The 26,153-nt window shown below is 59.2% G+C and carries 22 protein-coding genes; 17 read left to right on the top strand and 5 right to left on the bottom strand.

What is annotated here, in order from left to right; genetic code table 11:
- The first annotated feature begins 87 nt into the window (after positions 1 to 87).
- From BSU04_RS37505 to BSU04_RS37485, 5 genes are all read left to right on the top strand, one after another.
- Positions 88 to 843 (top strand): SURF1 family protein, encoded by a 756-nt coding sequence (locus BSU04_RS37505; protein ID WP_089165282.1) that lies wholly within the window; start codon positions 88 to 90, stop codon positions 841 to 843.
- 211 nt (positions 844 to 1,054) lie between these two features.
- Complete coding sequence (locus BSU04_RS37500) at positions 1,055 to 1,711, top strand: SCO family protein (RefSeq protein ID WP_089165317.1); 657 nt, start codon at positions 1,055 to 1,057, stop codon at positions 1,709 to 1,711.
- 24 nt (positions 1,712 to 1,735) lie between these two features.
- The gene (locus tag BSU04_RS37495) at positions 1,736 to 2,881 is read left to right on the top strand and encodes a COX15/CtaA family protein (RefSeq protein ID WP_089165281.1); all 1,146 of its coding nucleotides are present in this window, start codon (positions 1,736 to 1,738) and stop codon (positions 2,879 to 2,881) included.
- A 6-nt stretch (positions 2,882 to 2,887) separates the two neighbouring features.
- Positions 2,888 to 3,793, top strand: a complete 906-nt coding sequence (gene cyoE / locus BSU04_RS37490) for a heme o synthase (protein ID WP_089165280.1) — start codon at positions 2,888 to 2,890, stop codon at positions 3,791 to 3,793.
- Complete coding sequence (locus tag BSU04_RS37485) at positions 3,790 to 4,389, top strand: SCO family protein (RefSeq protein WP_089165279.1); 600 nt, start codon at positions 3,790 to 3,792, stop codon at positions 4,387 to 4,389. Before cyoE ends, BSU04_RS37485 begins: the two co-directional genes overlap by 4 nt.
- Before the next feature lie 150 nt (positions 4,390 to 4,539).
- On the opposite strand, the gene BSU04_RS37480 is transcribed toward BSU04_RS37485, so the two are convergent.
- Positions 4,540 to 4,830, bottom strand: a complete 291-nt coding sequence (locus tag BSU04_RS37480) for a YciI family protein (protein ID WP_089165278.1) — start codon at positions 4,828 to 4,830, stop codon at positions 4,540 to 4,542.
- Positions 4,831 to 4,902: 72 nt separating this feature from the next.
- Complete coding sequence (locus BSU04_RS37475) at positions 4,903 to 5,814, bottom strand: bifunctional helix-turn-helix transcriptional regulator/GNAT family N-acetyltransferase (RefSeq protein WP_089165277.1); 912 nt, start codon at positions 5,812 to 5,814, stop codon at positions 4,903 to 4,905.
- 673 nt (positions 5,815 to 6,487) lie between these two features.
- Between BSU04_RS37475 and nagA the strand changes: the two genes are divergently transcribed.
- From nagA to cyoD, 9 genes are all read left to right on the top strand, one after another.
- A complete protein-coding gene (gene nagA / locus BSU04_RS37470) occupies positions 6,488 to 7,591 on the top strand; it encodes an N-acetylglucosamine-6-phosphate deacetylase (protein WP_089165276.1) in 1,104 nt (367 codons plus the stop codon).
- Complete coding sequence (locus tag BSU04_RS37465) at positions 7,584 to 8,591, top strand: SIS domain-containing protein (protein ID WP_089165275.1); 1,008 nt, start codon at positions 7,584 to 7,586, stop codon at positions 8,589 to 8,591. The genes nagA and BSU04_RS37465 overlap by 8 nt, the downstream gene beginning before the upstream one ends.
- A gap of 14 nt (positions 8,592 to 8,605) precedes the next feature.
- Positions 8,606 to 11,197 carry a phosphoenolpyruvate--protein phosphotransferase gene (gene ptsP, locus BSU04_RS37460; protein ID WP_089165274.1) on the top strand — a complete coding sequence of 864 codons (2,592 nt, stop codon included), beginning with the start codon at positions 8,606 to 8,608 and terminating at the stop codon, positions 11,195 to 11,197.
- A gap of 117 nt (positions 11,198 to 11,314) precedes the next feature.
- On the top strand, positions 11,315 to 13,084 hold the full coding sequence (gene nagE, locus BSU04_RS37455) for an N-acetylglucosamine-specific PTS transporter subunit IIBC (RefSeq protein WP_089165273.1): 1,770 nt from the start codon (positions 11,315 to 11,317) through the stop codon (positions 13,082 to 13,084).
- Between the two features lie 316 nt (positions 13,085 to 13,400).
- Positions 13,401 to 14,780 carry a DUF1996 domain-containing protein gene (locus BSU04_RS37450; RefSeq protein ID WP_089165316.1) on the top strand — a complete coding sequence of 460 codons (1,380 nt, stop codon included), beginning with the start codon at positions 13,401 to 13,403 and terminating at the stop codon, positions 14,778 to 14,780.
- Between the two features lie 301 nt (positions 14,781 to 15,081).
- On the top strand, positions 15,082 to 15,972 hold the full coding sequence (cyoA, locus tag BSU04_RS37445; protein WP_089165272.1) for a ubiquinol oxidase subunit II: 891 nt from the start codon (positions 15,082 to 15,084) through the stop codon (positions 15,970 to 15,972).
- 15 nt (positions 15,973 to 15,987) lie between these two features.
- Positions 15,988 to 17,979 (top strand): cytochrome o ubiquinol oxidase subunit I, encoded by a 1,992-nt coding sequence (cyoB, locus tag BSU04_RS37440; protein WP_089165315.1) that lies wholly within the window; start codon positions 15,988 to 15,990, stop codon positions 17,977 to 17,979.
- Complete coding sequence (gene cyoC, locus BSU04_RS37435; protein ID WP_089165271.1) at positions 17,979 to 18,587, top strand: cytochrome o ubiquinol oxidase subunit III; 609 nt, start codon at positions 17,979 to 17,981, stop codon at positions 18,585 to 18,587. The genes cyoB and cyoC overlap by 1 nt, the downstream gene beginning before the upstream one ends.
- Positions 18,588 to 18,920 carry a cytochrome o ubiquinol oxidase subunit IV gene (cyoD, locus tag BSU04_RS37430; protein ID WP_089165270.1) on the top strand — a complete coding sequence of 111 codons (333 nt, stop codon included), beginning with the start codon at positions 18,588 to 18,590 and terminating at the stop codon, positions 18,918 to 18,920.
- A 224-nt stretch (positions 18,921 to 19,144) separates the two neighbouring features.
- Here cyoD and rpoH read toward each other — a convergent pair whose 3' ends face one another.
- Entirely contained in the window at positions 19,145 to 20,080 is a 936-nt protein-coding gene (gene rpoH / locus BSU04_RS37425) for an RNA polymerase sigma factor RpoH (protein ID WP_089165269.1), read from the bottom strand.
- Positions 20,081 to 20,465: 385 nt separating this feature from the next.
- Between rpoH and BSU04_RS37420 the strand changes: the two genes are divergently transcribed.
- Complete coding sequence (locus tag BSU04_RS37420) at positions 20,466 to 21,032, top strand: acyloxyacyl hydrolase (RefSeq protein ID WP_089165268.1); 567 nt, start codon at positions 20,466 to 20,468, stop codon at positions 21,030 to 21,032.
- A 46-nt stretch (positions 21,033 to 21,078) separates the two neighbouring features.
- The gene (locus BSU04_RS37415; protein WP_089165267.1) at positions 21,079 to 21,474 is read left to right on the top strand and encodes a nuclear transport factor 2 family protein; all 396 of its coding nucleotides are present in this window, start codon (positions 21,079 to 21,081) and stop codon (positions 21,472 to 21,474) included.
- A gap of 210 nt (positions 21,475 to 21,684) precedes the next feature.
- Here BSU04_RS37415 and leuA read toward each other — a convergent pair whose 3' ends face one another.
- Together leuA and ybiB are read right to left on the bottom strand one after the other, a co-directional pair.
- The gene (gene leuA, locus BSU04_RS37410; protein WP_089165314.1) at positions 21,685 to 23,343 is read right to left on the bottom strand and encodes a 2-isopropylmalate synthase; all 1,659 of its coding nucleotides are present in this window, start codon (positions 23,341 to 23,343) and stop codon (positions 21,685 to 21,687) included.
- 443 nt (positions 23,344 to 23,786) lie between these two features.
- Positions 23,787 to 24,746: a DNA-binding protein YbiB gene (ybiB, locus tag BSU04_RS37405; RefSeq protein ID WP_089165266.1), complete on the bottom strand. Its 960-nt coding sequence runs from the start codon at positions 24,744 to 24,746 to the stop codon at positions 23,787 to 23,789.
- Between the two features lie 532 nt (positions 24,747 to 25,278).
- Here ybiB and BSU04_RS37400 point away from each other — a divergent pair.
- Entirely contained in the window at positions 25,279 to 26,151 is an 873-nt protein-coding gene (locus BSU04_RS37400) for a GHMP family kinase ATP-binding protein (protein WP_144021481.1), read from the top strand.
- Positions 26,152 to 26,153: the final 2 nt, after the last annotated feature.

The following is a 26,153-nucleotide window of genomic DNA, read 5'->3' as shown; positions in this document are numbered from 1 at the left end:
TTGGACTAAGAAGTTCGATCCTTCGATTATCGCACCGCAGGTAACATGCCGCGTGGGCGTTCAGGTTTTCAACGGTAGGAACGCGGTATGAAAATCCGTTTCTGGCCATCGTTGATCATCCTGATCGTCATGGCGGTTACCGTGCGTCTTGGCTTCTGGCAACGCGACCGCGCGCATCAGAAAGAGCAATTGAACGCGCAGATTGTCGCGTTTGAAAACGCGCCCGTGCAACGCGTGGGCGCGACGCCGATTGCGCTGAAGGACATCAATTTTCATCGCGTGGTGGCACGTGGCACGTTCATGCCCGATCAGGTCGTTTATCTCGACAACCGGCCCTATAACGACCAGCCGGGGTTTTATGTGGTGATGCCGCTTAAGCTCGACGGCGGCGGGGTCGTGCTGGTGAATCGCGGCTGGTTGCCGCGAAATCTGGCGGATCGCACAGGCATTGAGCCGTATGACACACCGTCAGGCGTTGTCGAGATTGAAGGCGTTGCGCGTGCGAATGCATCGCAGGCGTTCGAACTCGGACATGGTGGTTCCGCGGCGCAGCAAAAGATTCGGCAGAATCTCGATGTCGCCGCGTACGCCGCCGAAACGGGTTTGCCGTTGCAGCCGTTCGTGATCCAGCAGTTGAACAACAGCGGTGACAAGCTGGTGCGCGATTGGCCGGCGCCGACCATGGGCGTGGATACCAACTACGGTTATATGCTGCAGTGGTGGGGCATGGCGCTCGCCGCGCTCGGGTTCGGGCTGTATGCGGCGCGGCGCGCGGCGAAGAACGAAGGGAAGAAGGATGGCGCCGGGCAGTCCGCTCCGGAAACGCTCGATGGGAAGGTTTGATCCAATACGCTTGAGCGGTGACGGGTTGGGCCGGTAAAGGACGACCGTGTGTTCGCGTCGGGCGGGCTTTACCGGAAGTGACAGGCCGACGCGCGCAAACAAACACCGGGTCCGGCCGGCGGCCACGAAGCAGGCGCTGCGCGCCTGAATGAACGCATCGCGCGAAATGAAGTACGCGATGCCGCAAACGAATAGAGGCAACATTTTGTCCATGCAAACTCCCCGACCGTCCGCGTCCGCCATTCACAAGGCGCGTGCCCAGCAGCAGGAACGCAAGCCCGGTTCATGGAACAAGGGGCGCTGGATGCTGATCCTGCTCGCGGCCGTCTGCGCCGCGCCGGTCCTCGCGTCCTACTTTATGTACTACGTGGTCAAGCCGACCGGTGGCACCACGAGCTACGGTGCGCTGATCGAGCCGCAACGGCCGATTCCCGACCAGCTCGTCGTCACTGACGAACAAGGCAAACCGATGCCGCTCACCGCCTTGCGCGGCAAATGGCTGATGATCACGGTCAACGGAAGCGATTGCAACGAACAATGCGTCACGCGCCTGTTCTTCATGCGGCAGGTGCGCGTGCTGCAATCGGCTGAGCGCGAACGGGTGGTCAACGTCTGGCTTCGTACCGATGACAAACCGGTGTCGAGCGTGATCCGCGCCGCTTATCCGCAGCCGGACACGCGCATGCTGGTCGCCGACCCTAAAGCCGTTGCGGCTTGGCTGCCGGCGGGCGCGGATTCGCAACTCACCGATCACATCTTCCTGGTCGATCCCAACGGCAATCTCATGATGCGGTTCCCGAAGAATCCGGCGCCGGAGAAGATCAAGGCGGATCTGGCAAAGCTGCTGAAGTGGTCGCGGATCGGTTGAAGGCGAGTTGAGGACAGTGCACGCATGACTTACGTTTTACAACTCGGATTGATCGGCATCTGCATTGCGTTGTTGCCACTTTCGTACGTGTGGGTGAAGGCCGACGACAACAAATTCCGCAAGCTTGTCTGGCTGACTACGTTCCTGACGCTTGACCTCGTGATGTTCGGCGGTTTTACGCGTTTGACCGATTCGGGTCTCGGTTGTCCCGATTGGCCGGGTTGCTACGGGACGTCGTCGCCGTTTATTGCGCATGCGGCCATTGCCGCCGCCCATCAGGCGATGCCGACGGGGCCGGTGAGTCTCGGCAAGGCGTGGATCGAAATGATCCACCGCTATTTCGCCATGGCGATCGGCGTGTTGATCATCGCGCAGGTCCTGATTGCATGGACGGCGCGTGCCAAGCGTCGGCCCCTGCACGTGTCGCCCTGGTGGCCGACCGGCATCCTGATGCTGATCGTGGTGCAGGGTGCGTTTGGCGCCTGGACGGTTACCATGAAGCTGCAGCCGGTCATTGTGACCACGCATCTGTTGCTCGGGCTGGCGTTGCTCGGCTCGCTCGGCTGGCTGGCCGCGCGCCAGACGCCGATTCCAGCGATCGATCCCGCCGCCGCCCGCTGGTTGCCCGCGGCGCTCGTCGGGCTGGTGCTGCTGGTGGTTCAGATTGCGCTGGGCGGCTGGGTCAGCACGAATTACGCGGTGCTCGCCTGCACGGACTTTCCACTGTGCAACGGGGCCTGGATTCCGCCGATGAACTTCGAGCACGGCTTCCACCTGTGGCGGGCGCTCGGCATGACCGGCGACGGCGATGTCATCTCGCAGGACGCGCTCGTCGCGATTCACTGGACCCACAGGACCTTTGCGATCGTCGTCGTGCTATACACGTTGTGGCTTGCGGCGAAACTGCGGCGATTCGAGTCGCTGAGAAAACCCGCCAACGGCATCATGATCGTGATCGTCGTGCAGTTCCTGACGGGATTGTCGAACATCCTGCTGCAGTGGCCGCTGCCCATCGCCGTGGCGCATAACGGCGGGGCGGCCATCCTTTTGCTGTTGCTCGTTATGGTAAACTTTCGAATCTCTTCCAGCCGTCCCGGCCACGTCGTGGGGTCGTCTGCCACCGCCCCGCGCGAGCCCGTTCCCGCATCACTCCCGCGCCAAGCTCCGTGAGTTTCTATGGACAGCACGACACTGATTTCCCCTTCCGGTAACCGTCTCTCGCAGTACATCGCGTTGACCAAACCGCGCGTGACGCAACTCGCGGTTTTCTGCGCGGTCATCGGCATGTTCCTGGCCACGCCGGGCATGGTGCCGTGGACTGTGCTGATCGGCGGAACGGTTGGCATCTGGTTGCTCGCCGGGGCCGCGTTCGCCATCAACTGCCTGATGGAACAAAAGATCGATGCAATGATGCGCCGCACCGCGTGGCGTCCGTCCGCACGCGGCGAGATCACGGCGGCGCAGATCCTGCTGTTTTCAGCGGTGCTCGGCGGCGCCGGCATGTGGACGCTCTACACGTTTACGAATGCGCTGACCATGTGGCTGACAATCGCGACGTTCGTCGGCTATGCGGTGATTTATACGTGCTTGCTGAAACCCGCGACGCCGCAGAACATCGTGATCGGCGGAGCATCGGGTGCCATGCCGCCGGCGCTTGGCTGGGCAGCCGTCACGGGCCATGTACCCGGGGACGCGTGGATTCTTGTCCTGATCATCTTCGTATGGACGCCGCCGCATTTTTGGGCGTTGGCGTTGTATCGGAGGAAGGACTACGAGAACGCCGGCTTGCCGATGCTGCCAAACACGCACGGCGAGAAATACACGCGCCTGCATATCCTCTTGTACACGGTGATCCTGTTTGCCGTGACCATGATGCCGTTTATCTCCGGCATGAGCGGTCTGCTCTATCTGGCGTCGGCCGTTGTGCTCAGCGGGACGTTCGTCGGTTATGCGTGGAAGATTTATCGTGAATATTCCGATGCCCTCGCGCGCAAGACCTTCCGGTTCTCCATCGTGTATTTGTCGCTGCTATTCGGCGCGCTGCTCGTGGATCATTACGTGCGGACGGTGATCGGTTTATGAGGGTTTCAGTTAGAAGGATCGCCGTCTGGTTAGGATTCGCTTTGGCCGCCGCGCTGCTCGCAGGATGCGACAGCAAACCGGCGTTCACGAACCTCGACATTACGGGAAATACGCAGTTCGGCAGCGATTTTTCGTTGCCCGACACCAGCGGCAAAACGCGCACACTCGGTGACTTCAAAGGCAAGGCGGTCGTGCTGTTCTTCGGCTATACGCATTGCCCGGACGTTTGCCCGACCACGCTCGCCGAACTTTCGCAGGCGCTGCAAAAACTCGGCGTCGACGGCAAGCGCGTTCAGGTGCTGATGGTCACCGTAGATCCCGCCCGCGATACGGCGCCGTTGCTGGGCGAATATGTGTCGGCGTTTAGCCCGACGTTTATCGGCCTGCGTCCCGCTGATACGGCCGAACTGGTCAAGATCACGAAGGATTTTCGCGTGTACTACGCGCAGGTTCCCGGCAAGACTGCTGGCGACTACACAATGGACCACACGGCCGCGAGTTATGTCTTCGACCCGCAAGGTCGGCTCAGGCTGTTCGCACGCGACGGGCAGGGCGTGGATACGTGGGTACACGATCTGAAGTTGCTGCTCGATTAGCAGGCGCTTGGCTGCCAGTGACGCCAAGGCCGTTTCAACTCACGTTGAAACGGCCTTTTTCATGGCTGATGGCTGATGGCTGACTTCGTGGCTGACTTGATGGCTGACTGCTGCTTCAAATCATTGCTGAATGCCGATCGAAAATCATGCTCACGGCGATTGCGGCAAATTCAGTCCCGGTGCGAGCCGGGTGGCCTGGAACTCGATGATGTCGTAGTGCACGAGTTTCTGCTGCGAGAACGGGTCTTGCGCAATGATCGCGTCGAGCCGGTCACGTTCCATGGCCGCCGCCAGGATAACGCCGCCGTCGCGTGGCACTTTGGGGCCCGCGATAATAAACGCGCCTGCGTCGAACTGCCGTGCGAGATAGAGGCGATGAGCGTCGAGCGCGTCGTCGATTTCAGCGAGCGCGCCGGTGTAGCGTAGATGGATGACGTACATGGCGATTCAACCGATGAGGAACGGGCCTCAATATTAAGCCTAAGCCCACTCAGTCGCCCCGGTGCGCGGGCTTTAAATGGCGGCAGGTCCTTTCAAGCGCTTTTCCCATTCCCCTTGGCCGCTTAGTTCCTCGAAACCAAAGTGCAGGAGAAGAGGGGCAATCGGAGCCGGATTCAGATCGATCGCGCAGACGATGCGGTCATACCCGGACTCGGTGGCAAACGTCACGCACGCCTTGACCAAACGACGGGCGATGCCGCCCCGCCTCACACCCGGTTCCACGAACAGCGCCGAAAGCCGTGCGCTCCCGGCCGACATGCCTATTAGCAGGCTCGCGCCTACGCTGACGCCGTCCTGCTCGGCGATCCAGCACCCATTGCGCAGCGGATCGGGGGCGGTCAGGTAATCCGCTACGACTGTCGCTGTACGTGTTTCCCACTTCCGTTGCGATTGCATTCCACCGGGGGCGAGGTGCGCCTCGCGCTCGACGATCCAGCCGAAATCACCCGGTCGCGGACCGCGCAGTCGAACGCGCTGCGCGTCGCCGGCAGGAGCGAGCAGGCGCTGGACGCAACCCATTGATGCAAGCAATTGCGCGCGTTCGTCCGGCGTCATTGCGTCCAGCGCGGCCGATACCTCGTCGCGCACGTGGGTGCTTACCACAGCCAGCGCCGTCTCTCCGTCCGTGGTCAATGAAACCTGGTGGCGGCGGGCATCGCCGGAAAATGGCTGCCGCTCGATCAATCCGGCGCACTCGAATTGCGTCAGCATCCGGCTCAGATAACCGGTATCGAGCCCGAGCGTGCGGGAGATATTCGCCGCCGTGCACGTGCCTGCGTGCATCACAGCAAACAGCACACGCGTTTCCGTCAGCGACAGCGCGCTGTGCTCAACCAACTCATGGGGCGCCTTGACGTGGCACGCATAAAACCACTGGAAGCGGCGCACCGCGTCCGTCAGGCCGTCATTCATGGAACTGTCCATATCCGCCTCGATCTCTCGTTTTTATGCCGTTCACCGTTTCCCCCGGTGAATCGATCGAGATCATTGTGCCGATAAATAGCATGACCGTGCGAATGAGCGTTCGGGTCACCTCTTGCTGCTGACGAAGGGCGTCTCCAGTGTTTAAACCAGCCGTGTTCAAGTGGGCTGTATTCAAGGGTAATCACTGATATGAAAGCGCTCGTAAAATAAATGTAATTATGAAGTTAACTTATTGATAATTAACAAGTTTGTTCAGTTTGGTGCTATTGATTTTTGAAATTGACTGGTATTATTTTGGTTATATAATGGGCTCGCCAAAGATATCGACTTTGCGACAATTCTTATGCATATTGGATTAGCCAAGCGATCGTCAAAATTGGTCGCAAAGCGTCAATCAGTGTGTCCGGCTGGCATCCTGTTGTTGCGTTTCATGCATCAAGCATCGCGCCAGAGTCCGTCCACTATCGGACCGGCGAGACGCCGAGACAGGCGTAGCAAAACAATTCCAGGGGCGAAGAGCGCCATCGCGGGGAATCGCTGAGGATCGTTCTATCAGCGAATTCCAGCCTGCTCGCAGCGGGTGCGATGGTCGATTGAGCTTCATCACGCGCGCAGCGCGCGCCGACAGACGCGCCTAATGCACGTTAAGCGGTACGTTTCACGAGAGAGATTCATGCTGAAAGGAAACATTCTGACGACCGATGGCTGGATATACGGCTCGGTCGAGTTTGCGAACGGACGGGTGACCGCGCTGGAAGGCGCGCGCGTGGACCCGAAGACCAATGATGCGCCGTACATCCTGCCGGGGTTCGTCGACTGCCATGTGCATGGCGGCGGCGGCGCGGACATCATGGAAGGCGGCGACGCTGCAACCATCGTTTCGCGCGAGCATGCGAAGCACGGCACCACCAGTATGCTCGCCACCACCATGACCGCCCCGCGTGACGAACTCATGGCGGTCGTCGCGGGTCTGGGCGAACAATCCATCCGCCGCGCGCCAGGCGGCGCCCGCGTGCTCGGCGTGCATCTGGAAGGACCGTATATCAATCCCGGCAAGCTCGGCGCGCAACCGGACGCGGCCGCGGTCGCCGTGCGTGACGAAGTGCTGAAGTACTTGTCGCTCGCGCCTATCCGCGTGGTCACGATCGCGCCGGAAATTTCCGGGCATATTGAAGTGATCCAGGAAATGGCGGCGCGCGGCGTGCGCGTGCAAGTGGGCCATTCGCTCGCTACTTACGACGACGCCGTCAATGCGCTCAAACACGGCGCTCGCGGCTTCACGCACTTGTTCAACGCCATGTCGCCGCTGCATCACCGCGATCCCGGCGTGGTCGGCGCGGCGCTCGCGCATGCCGAGTATGCCGAACTGATTCCCGATCTCATACACGTGCATCCCGGCGCGATCCGCGCCGCGCTGCGCGCCATTCCGCGCCTGTACGTGGTGACAGACAGCACCTCGGCGGCCGGCATGCCCGACGGCGAATATCGCCTGGGCAGCCAGCACGTCACGAAGTGCATGGGCGGCGTGCGTCTAGCCGACGGCACGCTTGCCGGCAGCACGCTGACCATGGATCAGGCGCTGCGCAATCTTGTCTCCATCGGCTTGCCCATGGCAGACGTTTCCAATCGCCTGTCACGCTACGCCGCCGATTATCTCGGCCTTGAAGACAGAGGCCGGATCGCGCGTGGCGCGTGGGCGGACCTCGTTGTTTTTGATCGCGAACTTGCGTTGACGGCTACTTATGTAGAAGGTGAATCAATTGTCGAATATGCTTGACGAGGCACTGGCCTCCGCCGACGTGGTGGTTGCCCAGCTCGCCGATACTTCCCACATTGAAGCACTCGCCGCACGGCTCGCCGAAGAGCCGCGCCACGTTGCGCTGACCGTTGCGCGCGGTTCATCGGATCACGCCGCCAGCTACTTCGCAGGGCTGACCATGAGCCGCATCGGCGTGCCGGTCGCGTCGTTGCCCATGTCGGTTGCGACCTTGCAACAAGCACCTTTGCGCGTGAAAGGCCAACTGGCGGTGGCGTTTTCGCAGTCCGGCAAGAGTCCCGACCTGATCGGCACGATGCAGGCGTTGCGTGCCGCCGGTGCACTGACCGTGGCCGCCGTCAACGCGCCCGGTTCGCCGCTCGCCGAAGCGTGCGAGTGGAATCTGCCGCTGCTGGCCGGGCCGGAATTGTCGGTGGCCGCGACTAAAAGCTATATCGCGATGTTGTCGCTTTCGGCGATCGTGATCGCGCACGTGCAGAAAGATCTTGAATTGCTGAACGCGCTGAAAACGCTGCCGGACGCGTTGCGTGCAGCGGGCAAGCTCGACTGGTCACACGCTGTCGATGAACTGAAAAACGTCGATCGCATGATCGTGATCGGCCGTGGACTCGGTCTCGCGATCGCCCAGGAAGCTGCGCTCAAGCTGAAGGAAACATCGGGAATACAAGCCGAAGCGTTCTCCAGCGCGGAAGTGCGGCATGGACCCATGGAACTCATTGGTGCGGACTATCCGTTGCTCGTGTTCGCACCCCGCGGTCCGGAACAGGCTGGTTTGATCCAGCTTGCCCGCGACATGCGCGCGCGTGGCGCACGCGTGCTGCTCGCCGCGCCCGCCGATGTGCCCGAAGCCACGTTGCCGCTGGTCGACACTGCCCATTTCGCGCTGGATCCGATCGCCGCGATCCTGTCCTTCTATGTGATGGCCGACGCCCTGGCTGCCGCGCGCGGGCGTAATCCCGACGCGCCGCGCCATCTGGCCAAAGTCACCGAAACCCGTTAATCGAGAGTCATCCGATGCGTCGTGCCGAGGAGTCCCTGTTGAATCATTCCCCTGAAAACCCGAACGATTTCGTGTTGCTCGCGCCATTCACCGGCCCGATGGTGCCGCTCGCCGATGTCCCCGATCCCGTGTTCGCGGACGGCATGTTCGGCGATGGTATTGGCATCGATCCGCTGTCAGGTGTGCTGCTTTCACCTTGCGATGGCGTCATCACGCATCTTGCCCGTACTCATCACGCCGTGACTTTGCGCACGCCGCAGGGTGCGGAAATCCTGGTGCATATCGGTATCGATACGGTCGAGCTTGCTGGAAAAGGTTTTACGCCGAAGGTCGAGCAGGGCGCCAGCGTGCGCGCTGGCCAGGTGCTGATCGAATTCGACGCCGACTATGTCGCGCAGAATGCACCGAGCCTCGTTTCCGTGATCGCGATCGCCAATAGCGACGCGTTCGAGGTGGTCGAGCGCGCCGGCCGCGGCATGCTGACGGCGGGCGAAAGCCAGTTGCTCGTGCTGCGCGGCAAGGGTGGCGCGAAAGCGGACGCGGCCCGCAGCGATTCGAATTTCACCGACGAAGCGCGTCGCAACGTGACGCTCGCGCATGCCGGCGGTTTGCACGCGCGGCCTGCTGCCCGCGCCCGTGAAGCGGCGCGGGGTTTCGACGCCAAGGTGGAAGTGCGTTTCAACGGTCGTAAAGCGCCGATTGAAAGCGTGGTCGGTTTGCTCGGACTGGGCGCAGGCGAAGGCGCGACAGTCGAGTTGCTCGGCGTGGGCGCGCAAGCGGTGGCGGCCGTGGACGCGGTCGCAGCGGAATTGCTGCGTGAAGCGCATGGTGAAGTGGAAGAAAAACCGGCGCGTTCGCAGTCGCCCGCGCCGCTCGCGGTAGTCCGTGACCCCGGCAAGCCACTTGATCCGAATACGATCGCCGGCGTGTGTGCGTCGCCGGGAATTGCGGTCGGCAAGCTCGTGCGCTGGGACAATCAGGACGTCACGCCGCCTGAGCAGGCAACCGGTACGTCGGCAGCGGAAAGCCGCTTGCTGGACAAGGCCATTGCTACGATCGACGCGGAACTGGACGAGACCGTCCGTACTGCCTCGCAACGCGGTGCGGTCGGCGAAGCGGGGATTTTCGCGGTGCATCGCGTGTTGCTCGAAGACCCCACGCTGCTCGACGCCGCGCGCGATCTGATCAGCCTCGGCAAGAGCGCCGGCTTCGCGTGGCGTGAAGCGATTCGCGAGCAGATCGTGGTGCTGTCGACTATCGAAGACACGTTGTTGGCGGAACGTGCCTCGGACCTCCGCGATATCGAAAAGCGCGTGTTGCGCGCGCTCGGTTATACGAACACGGCGGCACGCGAATTACCCGACGAAGCCGTGCTCGCCGCCGATGAATTCACGCCCTCCGACCTGTCGTCGCTCGACCGCACGCGCGTGACCGCGCTGGTGATGGCACGCGGCGGCGCGACGTCGCATGCGGCGATCATCGCGCGCCAGATCGGGATCCCGGCCCTCGTCGCGGTGGGCGATGCGCTGCACGCAATCCCCGACGGCACGCAGGTCGTGGTGGACGCATCCGCAGGTCGGCTGGAGCACGCACCCACCGCACTCGATGTGGAACGCGCGCGCCTCGAGCGCCAGCGTCTCGCGGGTGTGCGTGAGGTGAACCGGCGCACGTCACAAGAAGCGGCAGCAACACACGACGGCCGCACAATCGAAGTCGCGGCGAACATCGCGACACTTGACGACGCAAAGACTGCAGTCGATAACGGCGCGGACGCGGTCGGTCTCCTGCGCACCGAATTGTTGTTCATTCATCGCCAGACGGCCCCTACGGCGGACGAACATAAGGAAAGCTATCAATCGATCGTGGGCGCGTTGAACGGCCGCACGGCAATCATCCGTACGCTCGACGTAGGCGCGGACAAGGAAGTCGATTACCTCACGCTGCCGCCTGAAACGAACCCGGCGCTGGGCTTGCGCGGCATTCGCCTGGCGCAGGTGCGTCCCGATCTTCTCGACGACCAGTTGCGTGGTCTGCTCGCGGTGAAACCGTTCGGCACGGTGCGCATTCTCCTGCCTATGGTCACCGACTCCGGCGAACTCGTGCGTTTGAGAAAGCGTATCGATGAACTCGCGGCGGAAATTGGCCGGACCGATCCCATTCAAGTGGGCGTGATGATCGAAGTGCCGTCGGCTGCGCTGCTGGCCGATCAGCTCGCTCGACATGCGGATTTCCTGTCTATCGGCACGAACGATCTCACGCAATACACGCTTGCCATGGACCGTTGCCAGGCCGATCTCGCAGCCCAGGCCGACGGCCTGCATCCCGCGGTGCTGCGCCTGATCAAGGCCGCAACGGATGGCGCGGCGAAACACGGCAAGTGGGTCGGCGTGTGCGGTGCGCTGGCCGGTGACCCGGTCGCCGTGCCCCTGCTGGTGGGACTGGGCGTGACGGAATTGTCGGTGGATCCGGTCTCGGTTCCCGGCATCAAGGCGCTCGTGCGCAAACTCGATTACCCACTGTGCCGTCAGCGCGCTGAGGACGCCTTGGCGCTCGAATCAGCACAGGCAGTAAGAGCAGCAAGCCGCGAAATCTGGCCGCTGGACTAACACGTCCGTCCGGTAGCCAGCCTTCGCGTTTATCGCGTTTATTAGTAAAAAAGCTTCGATCGACAACATGTTGTACCAACACGATCAACGACAAGACACTTATCTCTGGAGAACCTGATGGACGCTAACCTGTTTGCAAGAATGCAGCGTCTCGGCCGCGCGCTGATGCTGCCGATTGCCGTGCTACCGGTGGCCGGGCTGCTATTGCGCCTCGGCCAGCCGGATGTCTTCAACATCAAGATGATCGCCGATGCTGGCGATACGATCTTTACTAACCTGCCACTCTTGTTCGCCATCGGCGTGGCAGTCGGTTTTGCGAAGGACAATAACGGCACGGCCGGTCTGGCGGGTGCGATCGGTTACCTGATTGAAATCGCGGTGATGAAAGACATCAACGACAAGCTCAACATGGGCGTGCTGTCGGGGATCGTTGCAGGTTGCGTGGCCGGGTTCCTCTACAACAAGTACAAAGACATCAAGCTCCCCGAGTACCTCGCGTTCTTTGGAGGTAAACGCTTCGTGCCGATTGTCACGGGGGTGACCTGTCTGGTGATCGGGATTGTCCTCGGCTATGTCTGGGCACCGGTCCAGGCAGCTATCGATGCAGCTGGTGGCTGGCTGACGGGCGCAGGCGCACTGGGCGTGTTCGTGTTCGGCGTGCTGAACCGGATCCTGCTGGTGACGGGTCTGCACCACATCATCAACTCGCTCGCATGGTTCGTGTTCGGTTCGTACACGCCCCCGGGCGGCGGCGCGGCGGTGACGGGCGACTTGCATCGCTTCTTCGCTGGCGATAAAACCGCGGGCGGCTTCATGACGGGTTTCTTCCCGATCATGATGTTCGGCTTGCCGGCAGCTTGTCTGGCCATGTTCCATGAAGCACCGAAGGAACGTCGCGCTATGGTCGGCGGCTTGCTTTTCTCGATGGCGCTGACAGCATTCCTGACGGGCGTGACTGAGCCGATCGAATACACCTTCATGTTCCTCGCACCGGCGCTGTACGCGATTCACGCGGTGTTGACGGGCCTGTCGCTCGCGATTTGCTCGGCGCTGGGTATTCACCTGGGCTTCACGTTCTCGGCTGGTGCTATCGACTATGTGCTGAACTACGGTCTTTCGCAGCGCGGCTGGCTGGCGATCCCGGTGGGCATTGTCTACGCTGTGGTCTATTACGGGTTGTTCCGCTTCTTTATCCGCAAGTTCAACATGGCAACGCCGGGCCGTGAGCCTGCTACGACCGACGCAGAAGTCGAATCGTACGACAACACGGGCTTTGTTTCCCCCACAGCCGGTGCTACGGTGCCGCGCGCAGTACGCTATATCGCAGCTTTGGGCGGTGCGTCGAACCTGACGCTCGTCGATGCCTGTACGACCCGTCTGCGTCTTTCGGTGGTGGATTCGGCGAAGGTTTCGGAACCCGAGTTGAAGGCGATTGGCGCGCGTGGTGTGTTGAAGCGCGGTGCGACGAGTGTGCAGGTCATCATCGGGCCGGAAGCCGATCTCATCTCCGATGAAATCCGCACCGAACTCGAACGTTCATCCACGCGTGGTGCAACGTCGGCTTCGTCCGCCCCGGCTGCTGCTGTGCCGCTGGCCGCGGTTCCCGCAGGTGAACAGGGCCCGCTCGATCCGGACCCGGTGCGCTGGCTCGCCGTGTTTGGCGGCGCGACCAACGTGGCGTCCCTCGATGCCGTTGCCGCTACGCGGCTGCGCGTGGTGGTTCGCGATCCCTCGTCGGTGGATCGTCAGCGCTTGTCGGCACTCGATGTAGCCTGGGTCTCCGCCGATACGTTCCACGTCGTTGTGGGCAACGCGGCACAACGCTACGCAGACACCATGGCGAAGCGTCTTTCGCCGGGTACTGGCGCTTCGCCGCTACCGGCGTAAGTTCTTAGCGCGCAGTTCGCGGCCGGGTTTCTGATAGCTCGGCCGCAGGTTTGAAACTTACTTTGGTTTACTTTTAATACCCGGCATGGCGAAAGTCATGATCCGGGTTTATTATTTGTTGCTCAAGTAATAAGTTAACCTAATTAAATAATAAAGCGTCACGAGTTCCACGGCCGTTTCGGTTTTATCAAGCATTGCACACAGGAAACTCGGTAGTTGAGGGGCATTGTTATCAGGAATTTAATAAAGATAACTAATCAAATAATATCGAGAAACCGGTGTAACCAACGTTATGTTTCCCTATCAGGAGTCGTTCATGAAGAGCAAAATCGTCATCTGGACCACGTTCATGCTTGCTACAGGCGCGGCCCATGCCGCCAATTTCAACACCCAATGCAACTATTCCCACACGCTGCCCGATGACCCCATTATTTATCCAGGGAAGGCGGGGGAGGCGATGGTGCACGATTTTTTCGGCAATACAAACACGAATGCGTCCAGCACCTACGAATCGCTGAGCAGCAACAAGGCCACGACCTGCGATTCAAATGCCGACCGATCGGCGTACTGGGTACCGCAATTGCAACGAGCGTCCGGGGTCATCAATGCGACGTACGAAAAGACCTACTATAAGGACGATCAGCATGTCGCTTCGTATCCGATCCACGCGATTCCGCTCGGACTCCAGATGCTGGCCGGAGATCACATGGGGACGTCGCCCAATCCGCATATCAATTTCCTGTGCCTGGGCAGTGGCAATTACACCACGACAATGCCCACCAGCTGCCCGTCCTATACCGCCAGCGGCGGCAACGCGCCGGAACTGAACATCTCCGTGCATTTCCCAGATTGCTGGGATGGTGTGAACCTGGCGCCGGATCTCGGAAGTGGCCGGGAAAATCGGATGAAGGGGCTGATGAAAGCGGGTACCGGCGGACTCAACGTGGCGTATCGGAACGCCGATGGCACATGTCCCGCCGGATATCCGGTCAAGATTCCCGAGCTTCAGTTGAACATCTCATATCCGCTCGGAGACGATCCTGACTTGACCACCGCGCAGTTGTCACTCGATCCAGTTTTCGAGAACGGTCAGTGGGTGCCGCAATGGGGCAGCATGTATACGGCTCACGGCGATTTCATCAACGCGTGGCACGCACAAAGCATGCAATACATTGTCGACTCGTGCATGAACAAGCCGGCCACGCCCGGTGCAACATGCGGCAAAAACATCCCAACCTACTACTCCGCGGCGAGTGCGGACGTTCGGCTGACCAGCAGCGGATCGACTGAGGCGACAGGCGCAACGCTTGTCTCGGCTCCCGGCGACGTGATCTTCATCAAGTTTCCGACCCCCGCCAATCTCAACGACTATGCGTACGCCAGCTCCTACCTTCAGACTTTCGCCGGGAACGTGAGCGATACCAGCGCTGTCATGCTGGATCTCTACGCGGCATCGACCGATTGGGATGACGCGGCGAAGCTTCCGACAGCGGCCGCGTGCACGACGCAGAAGATTGGCGGCATTTATCTCGATAACGCGCAGCAAGTCAGGAACAACGACGTCTCCTCGTATGTTGCGTCCCAAAAAGCGGCGGCAGCCACGCAAATCGGAATCTGCGTTCGCAATGCCACGGGTAGGACCGTGCAGTTCTCATCGCGCGATGGTTCGTGGACGCCAGGGCTGTACTTGAAGTAATTGCTTGGTCTCGCCGCGCGATCCGTGCGGCGAGAGTGATTTCAATGACAGGTCAGGCTGATTTCTCGCCTAACGTTGTTCATCTCGTTTTTATCGATAAGTCCAATTATCTTGATAATCCGCAGTCAAATCATAGAAATAAATTAACCATTAATATGCGGCAATAAGACGCATCGAATATACACAAAACATTTTTCGAGAAAATTGGATTAAATGAGTCCTTGAAATCGCGCTACCCTTCTCCCGAGGCTGATTAATAGTCTAAACGTAATATCTCAAAAACGTTGAAATCGGGCAAGGTATGAAACAAAAATCCGGGTCGGGGTTTTGCAAGCGATTAGCAATATTCCCTGCTCTTCTGCTGTCGGGCTGTGGTCAGATGGATCTTCTCGATCCTAAAGGCAGCATCGGACTGGCTGAGAAGAATCTTATTCTTACTTCTACGTACGCCATGCTGATCGTGGTGGTGCCGGTGATTTTCCTGACGCTTTTGTTTGCGTGGAAGTATCGGCAATCGAATACAACGGCCGAATATCTGCCCAAGTGGGCTCACTCTACCAAGATTGAAATTGTGATCTGGCTCGTCCCGAGTTTGATCATTTTGTATCTGGGTATTTTGACGTACAAGAGCACGCACGCGCTTGATCCATATAAGCCGCTTGTGTCAGAGGTCGCGCCAATTAACGTTGAAGTCGTCGCGCTGGACTGGAAATGGTTATTTATTTATCCGGATCTGGGTATTGCGTCGGTGAACAGAATCGAGTTCCCGGTAGGTACGCCGGTGAACTTCAAGATCACGTCGGATTCGGTGGTGAATTCGTTTTTCATCCCGCGATTGGGCGGCCAGATTTATGCAATGGCGGGCATGCAAACCAAACTGCATTTAATCGCCGACGAAGCGGGGGACTATGCCGGCATTTCCGCGAATTTCAGTGGCCAAGGTTTTTCGGACATGAAATTCCGCGCCGTTGCAACTTCACCCGAGGAGTTTGCGGCTTGGATTGCGAAGGTGAAGTCATCGCCGACTCAGCTCGACGGCGTGAACTACGCAGCGGTTGCGGTGCCGACCGAAAAGCATCCAGTCGAGTACTTCTCCAGGGTCGACGCGAATCTGTTTCAGAGCATCGTCGCGAAATATAACAACGGGCATGCTCGCAACATACCCGACCCGATCTGCCGCACGAAGGGGTAAGCCATGTTTGGAAATCTGTTGGGAAAATTAACGCTGGCGGACATACCGTTCGATCAGCCGATCATCATGGCCGCGGCGGCGTTCATGGCCCTCATTGTGGTGGCCGTGGTCGTCGGGCTGACGTGGTTCAAGAAGTGGGGCTATCTGTGGAGCGAATGGCTGACGTCGGTCGATCACAAGAAGATTGGCGTGATGTATATCGTGGTGGCGGTGTTGATGCTGCTGCGCGGTTTTGTCGATGCGCTGATGATGCGCACGCAACTCGCGCTCGCGTATAACGGGCCGGGCTTCTTGCCGCCCGAGCATTACAACCAGGTCTTCACGGCGCACGGCGTCATCATGATCTTCTTCATGGCAATGGCGTTCATGATCGGCTTGATGAACATTGTCGTGCCGCTGCAAATTGGCGCACGTGATGTCGCGTTCCCGTTTATCAACTCGCTTAGTTTCTGGATGACCGCGCTTGCCGCCATCCTGATCAATATCTCGCTGGTGATCGGTGACTTTGCGCAAACCGGCTGGCTCGCGTATCCGCCGTTGTCGGAGCTGCAATTCAGTCCGGGAGTAGGTGTCGACTACTACCTGTGGAGTTTGCAGTTGTCCGGCATAGGAACATTGCTCACCGGCGTGAACTTCTTCGTGACAATCATCAAGATGCGCGCGCCGGGCATGACCCTCATGAAGATGCCGGTGTTCACCTGGACGTCGCTGTGCTCGAACGTGCTGATCCTCGCCACGTTCCCGATCCTGACCGCAACGCTCGCATTGCTCGCGCTCGACCGTTATCTCGGCATGCATTTCTTCACGAACGACGGTGGCGGCAACGCCATGCTGTATTTGAACCTGATCTGGGCGTGGGGTCATCCGGAGGTGTACATCCTGGTGCTGCCGGCATTCGGCATCTACTCGGAAGTGGTGGCTACCTTCGCGAAAAAGCCGTTGTTCGGCTACAAGACGATGGTCTACGCCACATGCTCGATCATGGTGTTGTCGCTGCTCGTCTGGCTTCATCACTTCTTCACCATGGGTTCCGGCGCGAACGTGAATGCGTTTTTCGGGATCATGACCATGATCATCGCCATTCCGACCGGCGTGAAGATCTTCAACTGGCTGTTCACCATCTATAAGGGGCGGCTGGAGTTGTCATCGCCCGTGTTGTGGACGATCGGCTTCATGATCACGTTTACCGTGGGCGGCATGACGGGCGTGTTGCTGGCCGTGCCGGGCGCTGATTTTGTGCTGCATAACAGCCTGTTCCTGATCGCTCACTTCCATAACGCGATTATCGGCGGTGTGGTGTTCGGGTATCTCGCCGGCTTCACCTACTGGTTCCCGAAGGCGTTTGGTTTCAAGCTGAACGAGACGCTCGGCAAGTGTGCGTTCTGGTGCTGGTTCGTAGGCTTCTGGACCGCGTTCATGCCGTTGTACGTGCTCGGATTCATGGGCGCGACGCGCCGCATGAACCACTACGACACGCCGGGTTGGCAGCCGTACATGGTCATCGCGTTGATTGGCGCGTTGATCATTCTCGTGGGCGTCGTGTTCCAGATCGCTCAGGTTGTCGTCAGCGTCGTGAAACGGAATTCGCCCGCGTACAAAGACGTCACCGGCGATCCCTGGAATGGCCGTACGCTCGAATGGGCGACCAGTTCACCGCCGCCCGTCTATAACTTCGCGGTCGTGCCGGTGGTCCACGAACTCGACGCCTTCGCACACATGAAGGGACGTGGCCGCACACGCCACGCTGTTGAGGATTATCGCGACATCCACATGCCGCGCAACACAAGCGCGGGTCTGTTCGTCGGCTTGTTCAGCTTGGCTATCGGTTTTGCGCTGGTCTGGCACATCTGGTGGCTCGCGATCGCGGGGCTTCTGGGCGTGATCGTCACGCTCATCCTTCGTAGCTATAACAACGACATCGACTACACCATTTCCGCTGAAGCTGTCGCCGGCATGGAAGGCACGCCGAAGCCAGCACGAACGCTGGATCTGCAGGAGGCACTGTAATGCTGCACAAAACCGTCTCACTCGATTTGCCGGGATCGCACGATGACCACGGCGCGTCGAATACCGTGCTGGGCTTCTGGGTGTACCTGATGACCGACTGCATTATCTTTGCGTCGTTATTCGCCGTGTTTGCTGTCATGGGCCATCAGTTCGCCGACGGCCCTTCCGGCAAGGACGTGTTCGAGCTTCCCGGGGTCATGCTGGAAACCGCCATCCTGTTGCTGAGCAGTATCACGTTCGGCTTTGGCATGCTGGCCGCTCACAAGGGCAAGTCGACCGCGCTGCTGGCATGGCTCGGCGTGACGTTCCTGCTGGGTGCTGTGTTTATCGGGCTGGAAATCCACGAGTTCAGCTTGCTGATCGCGCAGGGTTACGGACCTGATCGCAGTGCGTTTTTGTCAGCGTTTTTCACGCTGGTCGCGACGCACGGCTTGCACGTAACCGTTGGCCTGATCTGGATGGCGGTCCTGGCGGTGCAGGTAATCGGCAACAAGAAACTCACCCAACGCGATCTGACGCGCCTCACGTGTCTCAGCCTTTTCTGGCACTTTCTGGACATCGTGTGGATTTGCGTCTTCACCTTTGTTTATCTGACGAGCGTCGTATAAATGGCAAACGCACATTCAATCGATACCGGCGCGGGCCACGGCAGCGTGCGCTCGTATGTCATTGGCTTCGTCCTGTCGGTCGTGCTGACGGCCGCGGCGTTTGGACTGGTCATGCAACAGGCGTTGGGTCCGACAGAATCGATCATCGCCATCGCGGTGCTCGCGTTCATTCAAATCCTCGTGCATCTGGTGTTTTTCCTGCATATGAACACGTCTTCATCGCAGCGATGGAACCTGATCTCGTTGGGATTCGCCGTGCTGGTGGCGGTGATTCTGATTGGCGGGACGTTGTGGGTACTCCATAACGTCGGTGCGCACATGATGTCGCGCTAGGTCGCAGAAGGTTTGCTGGCTGAACGCCGAGCGGCGCCACGGGGAAACCTCTGGCACCGATTTTTATCGGTCCGCATGCCGGCGCACTTCGCACACGCAAATCCAGCAGGCAAAGAAAAGCCCGCCGTCTTTCGACGGCGGGCTTTCGAGTTTTTTCTACGCACCGCTGATTCATCATTCACGCACCGCTCAAAACTCAAGCGGCGCGATTCTGCACTAAACGCTCAAGCGTACTCATGCAGCGCCGTGCGCATTTTCTTCATTGCGCTGGCTTCGATCTGGCGAATCCGTTCCGCCGATACCCCGAACTCGTCAGCGAGTTCATGCAGCGTCTTACCACCCGAGCCGTCGTCTTCCACTTCGAGCCAGCGCGCCTGAACGATCCGGCGGCTGCGTTCGTCGAGCGATTCGAGCGCGGTCGACAGCCCTTCGCTCTGCAGCTTGTCGAACTGACGCGACGCAAGCACGTTGGTCGGCTCATTGTGCGAGTCGGCCAGATACGCGATAGGCGCATACGATTCCTCGCCGTCGTCAATCTGACCTTCCAGCGCGATGTCCCCGCCGGTAAGACGCATTTCCATTTCCGAGACTTCTTCGCGCTTCACATTCAGCTCTTTCGCCAGGCTATCAACCTCGTCCGGCGTGAATGCGTTGTGCCCGGTCTTGTGACTGCGAAGGTTGAAAAACAGCTTGCGCTGCGCCTTCGTGGTCGCCACTTTCACGGTGCGCCAGTTGCGCAGGATGTACTCGTGAATCTCCGCCTTGATCCAGTGCATGGCATACGACACCAGCCGCACGTTCTGTTGCGGATCGAAGCGTTTTACGGCTTTCATCAAGCCTATATTGCCTTCCTGAATCAGGTCGGCATGGGGAAGACCGTATCCCAGGTAATTGCGGGCAATCGATACCACCAGGCGCAGGTGCGACAGCACGAGCTGACGAGCGGCATCCAGGTTGTCGTTGTCACGGAATTCGGTGGCGTACTGACGTTCTTCCGACGGCGTAAGCATCGGAATCCGGTTGACAGCCGAAATGTAGGCGTCGATGTTGCCGATCTGGCCAGTCAACATTGACGACTGCGCAAACGTCAGCGCACCTGCCGAAGCGGCCTTGGCCGGCGCCGAGTGTCCAGTATTCGGGAGGGTCATCGCATTGGTCACGCTGGTGTGCTCCTTATCAACAAAAAACCCGATGAAAAACCGGGTCTAGCAGGATATTAGCACTCTGCTATTTCGAGTGCTAATGATTAGAGGGGCCGTGTGTGTCCGAGTTCCCATACGCTATTAGAATCTTAGCTCCAATAGCTACTAAGTGCTTTCCCGCACTGTTGCGCGCAGCGAAACACTTTCTTTGTCAAACTTACCGAAAGAAATTTGCAAGATTTCGCATGATTTACCCGTCAATCGGGATTCGACGAAACTTAATTCCGCATTTCCCTCATTCAGCAGAACTCTTCTGAGCACTTTTTTGAGACCGTCTCTAAAATGGCGACTTTGCTGCGTTATTGGCGAGCCCCTCTTGTGAGAATCCAGCCCCGGAGTATTCATGCAGAAGAACAAAAGTGTCTGGCAAAAGCGCTCTTTTTACGGTGCCTTGTTCGGTGCATTGGTCTTGGCTTCGGCCACTGCCCACGCCGATCAGTTCGGCTTGCAGATCGCCGGCGGGGTTGCCGACCATGACGTCCGGAAGGCGGACGTTGGTGTGGTCTGGGATCCCAACTGGACCTGGTGGGAAATCGGCGGTTTCCACTTCACGGTTGTGGGTGAAGCGCACGTGGCCTATTGGGATATTCGCGAAAGCCAGGCATCGCATCCGGGCATCTGGGAATTCGGCTTTACGCCCGTATTCCGCTTCATCAAAAGTTCAGGTTGGTTTCGGCCATACGTGGAAGCAGGCGTAGGTGTGCGGCTCCTGTCGGACGTGCGTGAGACCGAGACGCGTACTTTCTCTTCGTCCTTTCAGTTTGCCGACCTTGTGGGCGTGGGGGCTCAATTCGGTGCCCATCAAAACTATCAGGCGGGCTTCCGGTTTCAGCATTTATCCAACGGCGGTATCGAACACCCGAATCCTGGTATAAATTTCAGCCAGATATATTTGCAATACAACTTCTGACGAGGACCGCGTCCATCGGTTCCTCAAGCGCGAGAGGAATCGAAAGATGCCGGCACAACCGATCGATACGCCCATCGAGGCAATCCGCGAACTCGAGCGCGACCGTTTCCGTGCGATGGTCGACGGTGACGGCGAATTGCTGGACGTGCTGTTGGCGGAGAACGCCAGCTATGTCCATACCAATGGCAAGCGCGAGACGAAACGTCAGTTCATAGATGCCATCACGGCGGGGCGCCGGCGCTACCGCCAGATCGAGATCCAGTCGCAGGATGTGATGCCGGGCGGACGGGACACGTGGATCGTCTTTGGGCGCGCGTTGCTCGAGATGGAGTCGAAGAACGGCGCCTTGTTGTTCCCGATCGCGTACACGGCCATCCACATTCAGGTCGATGGGCAATGGCAGTTGCTCGCGATGCAGGCGACACGCGTGGCGCTGGATTAGCGCCGGTTCGACGCCGTTCGGTCGGGCGTCGCGGTTCGGGCGGCGGGGCGGCGCCTTGTGAGCGTCGGCCGCCATGTCGATACCGGTCGTGTTTTATCGCCTGCTTCGCAAACTTCTGCTGCGCGCTGACTGGGAAGCGGTACCTGACCACATCACCACGCGTCACTCACAACCCGTACTCGCTGCTCGTTGCTAAAAAGCCGCGTTCCTTCACGCCGCTACGGCTTCGCTTTCCACTTCCTTGCGCCCAGCCCAACGCACGCGATTCACCGCGCTGACAATGGCGTTGGCGACTGCCTGAACCGCGTTTGCATGAACCGCGACGCCAAATCGCATGGCCTGATCGCCAATCCGGCAGCCGATGAACACCCCCGTCTCACCCTTCGCGGTCGCGGCGGTTTCGAACGATGTCACCTCGATCGCGACACCCGCCACGCTGGCTACCGCCGCAGCGACTGCCTGCGCGTGCGCTTCATCGGCAACGGTCGATACGGGCAGCTTCACGTGGCGTTCATCGAAGCGCAGGGTCGAGGCATCCGAGCGCGTCGCCGGCCCTTGTGCATCGAAGTATTCGCGCTTGAACAACGCGCAAATGGCTTCGCCGGACACTTCCGCGCCGGAGGCGTCGGCGACTTTCTGCACGGTATGGCTGAATTCGATCTGCACGCGGCGCGGCGGCGTGAAGCCCAGCCCGCGTTCGAGCAGATAGGTCGCGCCGCCTTTGCCCGACTGGCTGTTCACGCGGATCACGGCGTCGTAGCTGCGGCCGAGATCGGCGGGATCGATGGGGAGATACGGCACGTCCCATACCGTGTCCGCTTCGCGTTGAGCAAAACCCTTGCGGATGGCGTCCTGGTGGGAGCCGGAAAAAGCTGTGAACACGAGATCGCCGGCATACGGGTGACGCGGATGCACAGAAATCTGGTTGCAGCGTTCGACCACGCGGCGCACGCCGTCGATATCCGAAAAATCCAGGCCGGGGTCGATCCCCTGCGTGTACAAGTTCATCGCGAGCGTGACGAGATCCACGTTACCCGTGCGCTCGCCGTTGCCAAAGAGGCAGCCTTCGACCCGATCTGCGCCGGCAAGGATCGCAAGTTCCGCTGCGGCGACCGCTGTGCCGCGATCATTATGCGGATGCACGGAGAGCACGATACTGTCGCGATAACTCACGTTGCGATCCATCCACTCGATCTGATCGGCGAACACGTTCGGCATGGCCGCCTCCACGGTGGCCGGCAAATTCACGATCATCTTGTGGTCGGGCGTGGGACGCCACATTTGCGCGACGGCGTCGCAGACTTCGCGGGAAAACGAAAGCTCGGTCATGCTGAACGTTTCCGGCGAATACTGGTAGATCCAGTGTGTGTCGGGGCGCGCGGCGGCGCACTCCTTGATGATGCGCGTGCCTTCCACGGCGAGCGCCTTGGTCTCTTCCTTGGACTGGGCGAAGACGATCTTGCGAAACGACGGTGCGATCGCGTTGTACAGGTGCACGATCACCCGGGGCGCCCCTTGTACCGCTTCAAACGTCCGCTCAATGAGTTCGCGGCGCGACTGCACGAGCACTTCGATGGTGACATCGGCGGGAACGCGGTTTTCCACGATCAGCTTGCGCACGAAGTCGAAATCCGTCTGCGATGCCGACGGAAAGCCCACTTCGATTTCCTTGAAACCCACCGCCACCAGCATCTCGAAGAACTCGAGCTTGGCGTCAATACTCATCGGGTCGATCAGCGCCTGGTTGCCGTCACGAAGATCGGTGCTCATCCAGATGGGTGCGTGCTCGATCGTGCGAGTGGGCCATCGGCGGCCGTTGAGGTTGACCTGCGGGAAAGGGCGGTATTTCTCGGAAGGGTTGCGCATCATCATCGTGGGCCTCGGCTGAACGCGTTGTACGCGTGAAAGCGCAGTCGTTGCGAGGAGGACGCGAGGCCGGCGGCTTGCCGGCATCGTTCCGATGCGCGCTGGTCAGGTTCTCGATGTCCCATGGCGTGGGAGACGCCGGTGACGAACGTGAACGATGCTAATGCAGCGTGCATGTGATCCTCGCGTTTTCGTGCCGTGGATGAACGGACGAAAGCAGACGACTACAGGTGGTGAAAAAAGGGGAGCTACGAAACTGCGGGAGGGACCGCGCGAGGAACGCGCGGCGCCACGTTTAGCGACTTACGCTAGACGTAGCGATAGGGGCCGCGCTAGGCGACCCTGAGTAATTCGAAGGGAGGGGAATTGGGTAAAGCTCATTTCTGCACATTAGCGCAGGGCGCGCGCTTCTGTCAACAGAAACGGTTTCTCGACTGAGGAATGCCCTAGCGCCTGACGATGTCCGCAATCAACTCCGCCTGACGCGCGAGTGCGGGCGGAATAGGTGCTTCGCCGCGCAGCACGGTTTCGATCCAGCGGGCGGTGGTCGCTGCATCGAGGGCCTCGGGCAACGCCACCACGGGCGCTTCCGGGGACGAGCGCTCCGCCGATATCAGCGTTTCTGTGTGGCCTTCATGGAACCAGTCGACCTGCACTTGCCGGCGCGTATCCGCTACCGCCTCACCCTCTGTTCCGCGTGCGAGCAGGGCGCCCCCGGCGGCTGCGTCGGGATGCTCGGTGAACAGTCCCGTCAGGCTCTCGCGGTACTCCGGATGGGTGTAATTCACCAGCCGCAAACCGGGCTGTGCGAACGGCTGCAGGATCTTGACCAGCGTATGCGTGGAATTTCTCACGCCCATGATCCGCCGGATCGCGAGCAGGCGCGCGAGCTTGGGCGCGAGAACTGCGATCGGCGCGAACGCCAGCCGCCGCGAGGCGAGGTTGTCCTCGATTTCATCGTGGGAGGTGGATTCCGCAATGCCCAGTTCGGCGAAAATCGCGGCGCTCGTCACTCGGCCAGGGTCAGTCGTGACGCCGTGCACGAGCACCGGCACACCTTCCCGCGCGAGCAGCAACGCCAGCAACGGGGTGAGGTTCGGCTGCTTGCGCGCGCCGTTATAACTGGGGATGGAGACGGGGCGCGCGTGGTCTCGGCCATTCTGGATATGCAACGGCTCGAACGAGCGATGCGCGGCCGCCAGCATCGCGGCCAGTTCTGCGGCCGTCTCTCCTTTCACACGATACGCGAGCAACACGGCGCCGAGCTCGAGGTCGGAGACGCGGTTGTCGAGCATGGCTTCGTAGAGGGCGTACGTATCCTCGCGGGTCAGCGCTCGCGCGCCATTTGGCCCGCGGCCGATTTCCTTGATGAAACGGGCGCACGGGAAAGGGGCTGTGTCGGTCATTGATCGGTCTGAGCGGGCGGCTGGAAGGGGGCAATCGGGGGTGTTCAATCGCATCGCCGTGTGCAGACTCGCCCGCTGCAATTCTGGAAATACAGGAATCACATTCAGTACCGCATTTGAGCCGAGCTTGCAAGTGAGGCAGGCGACGGGGCGATGAAAATTCCGCGCGGGCTGCTTTCGGATCCTGAGCATGGCGCGAAAAAAGCGGCGTATGGACTGAGGCAAGGGCGCATTGGGCCGGCATACCACAGCCGGTATGCCGGTTTTTGCTCGATTATCAGTCCAGCTAAGACGGCCGTCCCGAACAGCGGCATCGAATGATGCTTGAGGTTGCAATTATCTCAAAAATAATCTGTTTTATTCGTGATCATTTTTGACAAAAACACTGTTTCATTTGTTTAACTAAGCCGTTAGTCTCTTAAAACAGGTTGCTGATATCTGAAAGCAGCGTTTTACCGGGCAAGAGCTTGTCGTCGCGAAACCGGTTTGACCGCGCGCGAAAAGGTAACGAATCGGAGCTTCTCTTAATTATATGAAAAGCCAGACATACACGGGTATGTGCCGAGGTACTCTTGGAGAATTGGTACAAGGCCCGTATCTAGACAGCGGAAAACTCAATATTGCGATCGTCTCACTTCCAATTGAACGATACACTTGGGTTCACTTTACTCGGAATGCTGACAAAGCCGATGATAGTGAATTATGCGCAAAGAGTAAATCGTCGAAAGCTTTATATAATTATTTGAAAGTATACGGTTTACCAGAGCCGCGTGGATGCTGGCGATTTCGCAGCGAGCTGGAATGTGGAAGAGGAATGGCCAGTTCCACGGCGGATATCATTGCCACGATACGCTGCCTAGACGCGATTTTCGAGAAATCAACGTCAGTAAATCAAATTTGCGAAATTCTTAGGGATATCGAGCGATCTGACAGCGTCTTCCTGGATTCGCTCGCACTTTACTTGAGCGGCGAACAAAAAGTTGTGCATCAATTTCTTAACTCGATCACTTTATACGCTTGCTATATTGACGAGGGGGAAATGGTCGATACGGATAAGTCAGCTAAAAAGCTACTAGATCACTATGGTCGAAATATATCCGTTTATTCAAAAAACATGGAGCAAGCCGTTGACGCCATCAGCAACGCGGACTATCAACGCATTTGCGATTGCGCAACGGCAAGCGCCGAGCTTTCGCAAATTGTTTTCCCGAAAAAGAATTTTAAAAAATTGAAGGAGAACAAAGAGCGATTTGGGTCTGATGGAATGATCGTGGCCCACACCGGTAGCATGCTTGGGTTCCTGTTCATAAAAAAGCCGTCGATTATGCTGATGACGGATCTATCGAATTTTTTCTTCGAAATTGGATGCGCCTGTAAGTTCATAAAAGCGGGGTCGTCATATTAATC

Origin of the sequence: Caballeronia sordidicola (assembly GCF_002220365.1) — a bacterium.
Taxonomy (GTDB): Bacteria; Pseudomonadota; Gammaproteobacteria; order Burkholderiales; family Burkholderiaceae; genus Caballeronia; species Caballeronia sordidicola_C.
Note: the sequence above shows the minus strand (reverse complement) of the source record. Positions and strands in the feature narration are given on the sequence as shown.

Excerpts from the sequence above, each read along its gene's own strand:
- BSU04_RS37505 (WP_089165282.1), top strand. The coding sequence starts at position 88 with ATGAAAATCCGTTTCTGGCCATCGTTGATCATCCTGATCGTCATGGCG.
- BSU04_RS37500 (WP_089165317.1), top strand. The coding sequence starts at position 1,055 with ATGCAAACTCCCCGACCGTCCGCGTCCGCCATTCACAAGGCGCGTGCC.
- BSU04_RS37495 (WP_089165281.1), top strand. The coding sequence starts at position 1,736 with ATGACTTACGTTTTACAACTCGGATTGATCGGCATCTGCATTGCGTTG.
- cyoE (WP_089165280.1), top strand. The coding sequence starts at position 2,888 with ATGGACAGCACGACACTGATTTCCCCTTCCGGTAACCGTCTCTCGCAG.
- BSU04_RS37485 (WP_089165279.1), top strand. The coding sequence starts at position 3,790 with ATGAGGGTTTCAGTTAGAAGGATCGCCGTCTGGTTAGGATTCGCTTTG.
- BSU04_RS37480 (WP_089165278.1), bottom strand. The coding sequence starts at position 4,830 with ATGTACGTCATCCATCTACGCTACACCGGCGCGCTCGCTGAAATCGAC.
- BSU04_RS37475 (WP_089165277.1), bottom strand. The coding sequence starts at position 5,814 with ATGGACAGTTCCATGAATGACGGCCTGACGGACGCGGTGCGCCGCTTC.
- nagA (WP_089165276.1), top strand. The coding sequence starts at position 6,488 with ATGCTGAAAGGAAACATTCTGACGACCGATGGCTGGATATACGGCTCG.
- BSU04_RS37465 (WP_089165275.1), top strand. The coding sequence starts at position 7,584 with ATGCTTGACGAGGCACTGGCCTCCGCCGACGTGGTGGTTGCCCAGCTC.
- ptsP (WP_089165274.1), top strand. The coding sequence starts at position 8,606 with ATGCGTCGTGCCGAGGAGTCCCTGTTGAATCATTCCCCTGAAAACCCG.
- nagE (WP_089165273.1), top strand. The coding sequence starts at position 11,315 with ATGGACGCTAACCTGTTTGCAAGAATGCAGCGTCTCGGCCGCGCGCTG.
- BSU04_RS37450 (WP_089165316.1), top strand. The coding sequence starts at position 13,401 with ATGAAGAGCAAAATCGTCATCTGGACCACGTTCATGCTTGCTACAGGC.
- cyoA (WP_089165272.1), top strand. The coding sequence starts at position 15,082 with ATGAAACAAAAATCCGGGTCGGGGTTTTGCAAGCGATTAGCAATATTC.
- cyoC (WP_089165271.1), top strand. The coding sequence starts at position 17,979 with ATGCTGCACAAAACCGTCTCACTCGATTTGCCGGGATCGCACGATGAC.
- cyoD (WP_089165270.1), top strand. The coding sequence starts at position 18,588 with ATGGCAAACGCACATTCAATCGATACCGGCGCGGGCCACGGCAGCGTG.
- BSU04_RS37420 (WP_089165268.1), top strand. The coding sequence starts at position 20,466 with ATGCAGAAGAACAAAAGTGTCTGGCAAAAGCGCTCTTTTTACGGTGCC.
- BSU04_RS37415 (WP_089165267.1), top strand. The coding sequence starts at position 21,079 with ATGCCGGCACAACCGATCGATACGCCCATCGAGGCAATCCGCGAACTC.
- leuA (WP_089165314.1), bottom strand. The coding sequence starts at position 23,343 with ATGATGCGCAACCCTTCCGAGAAATACCGCCCTTTCCCGCAGGTCAAC.
- ybiB (WP_089165266.1), bottom strand. The coding sequence starts at position 24,746 with ATGACCGACACAGCCCCTTTCCCGTGCGCCCGTTTCATCAAGGAAATC.
- BSU04_RS37400 (WP_144021481.1), top strand. The coding sequence starts at position 25,279 with ATGAAAAGCCAGACATACACGGGTATGTGCCGAGGTACTCTTGGAGAA.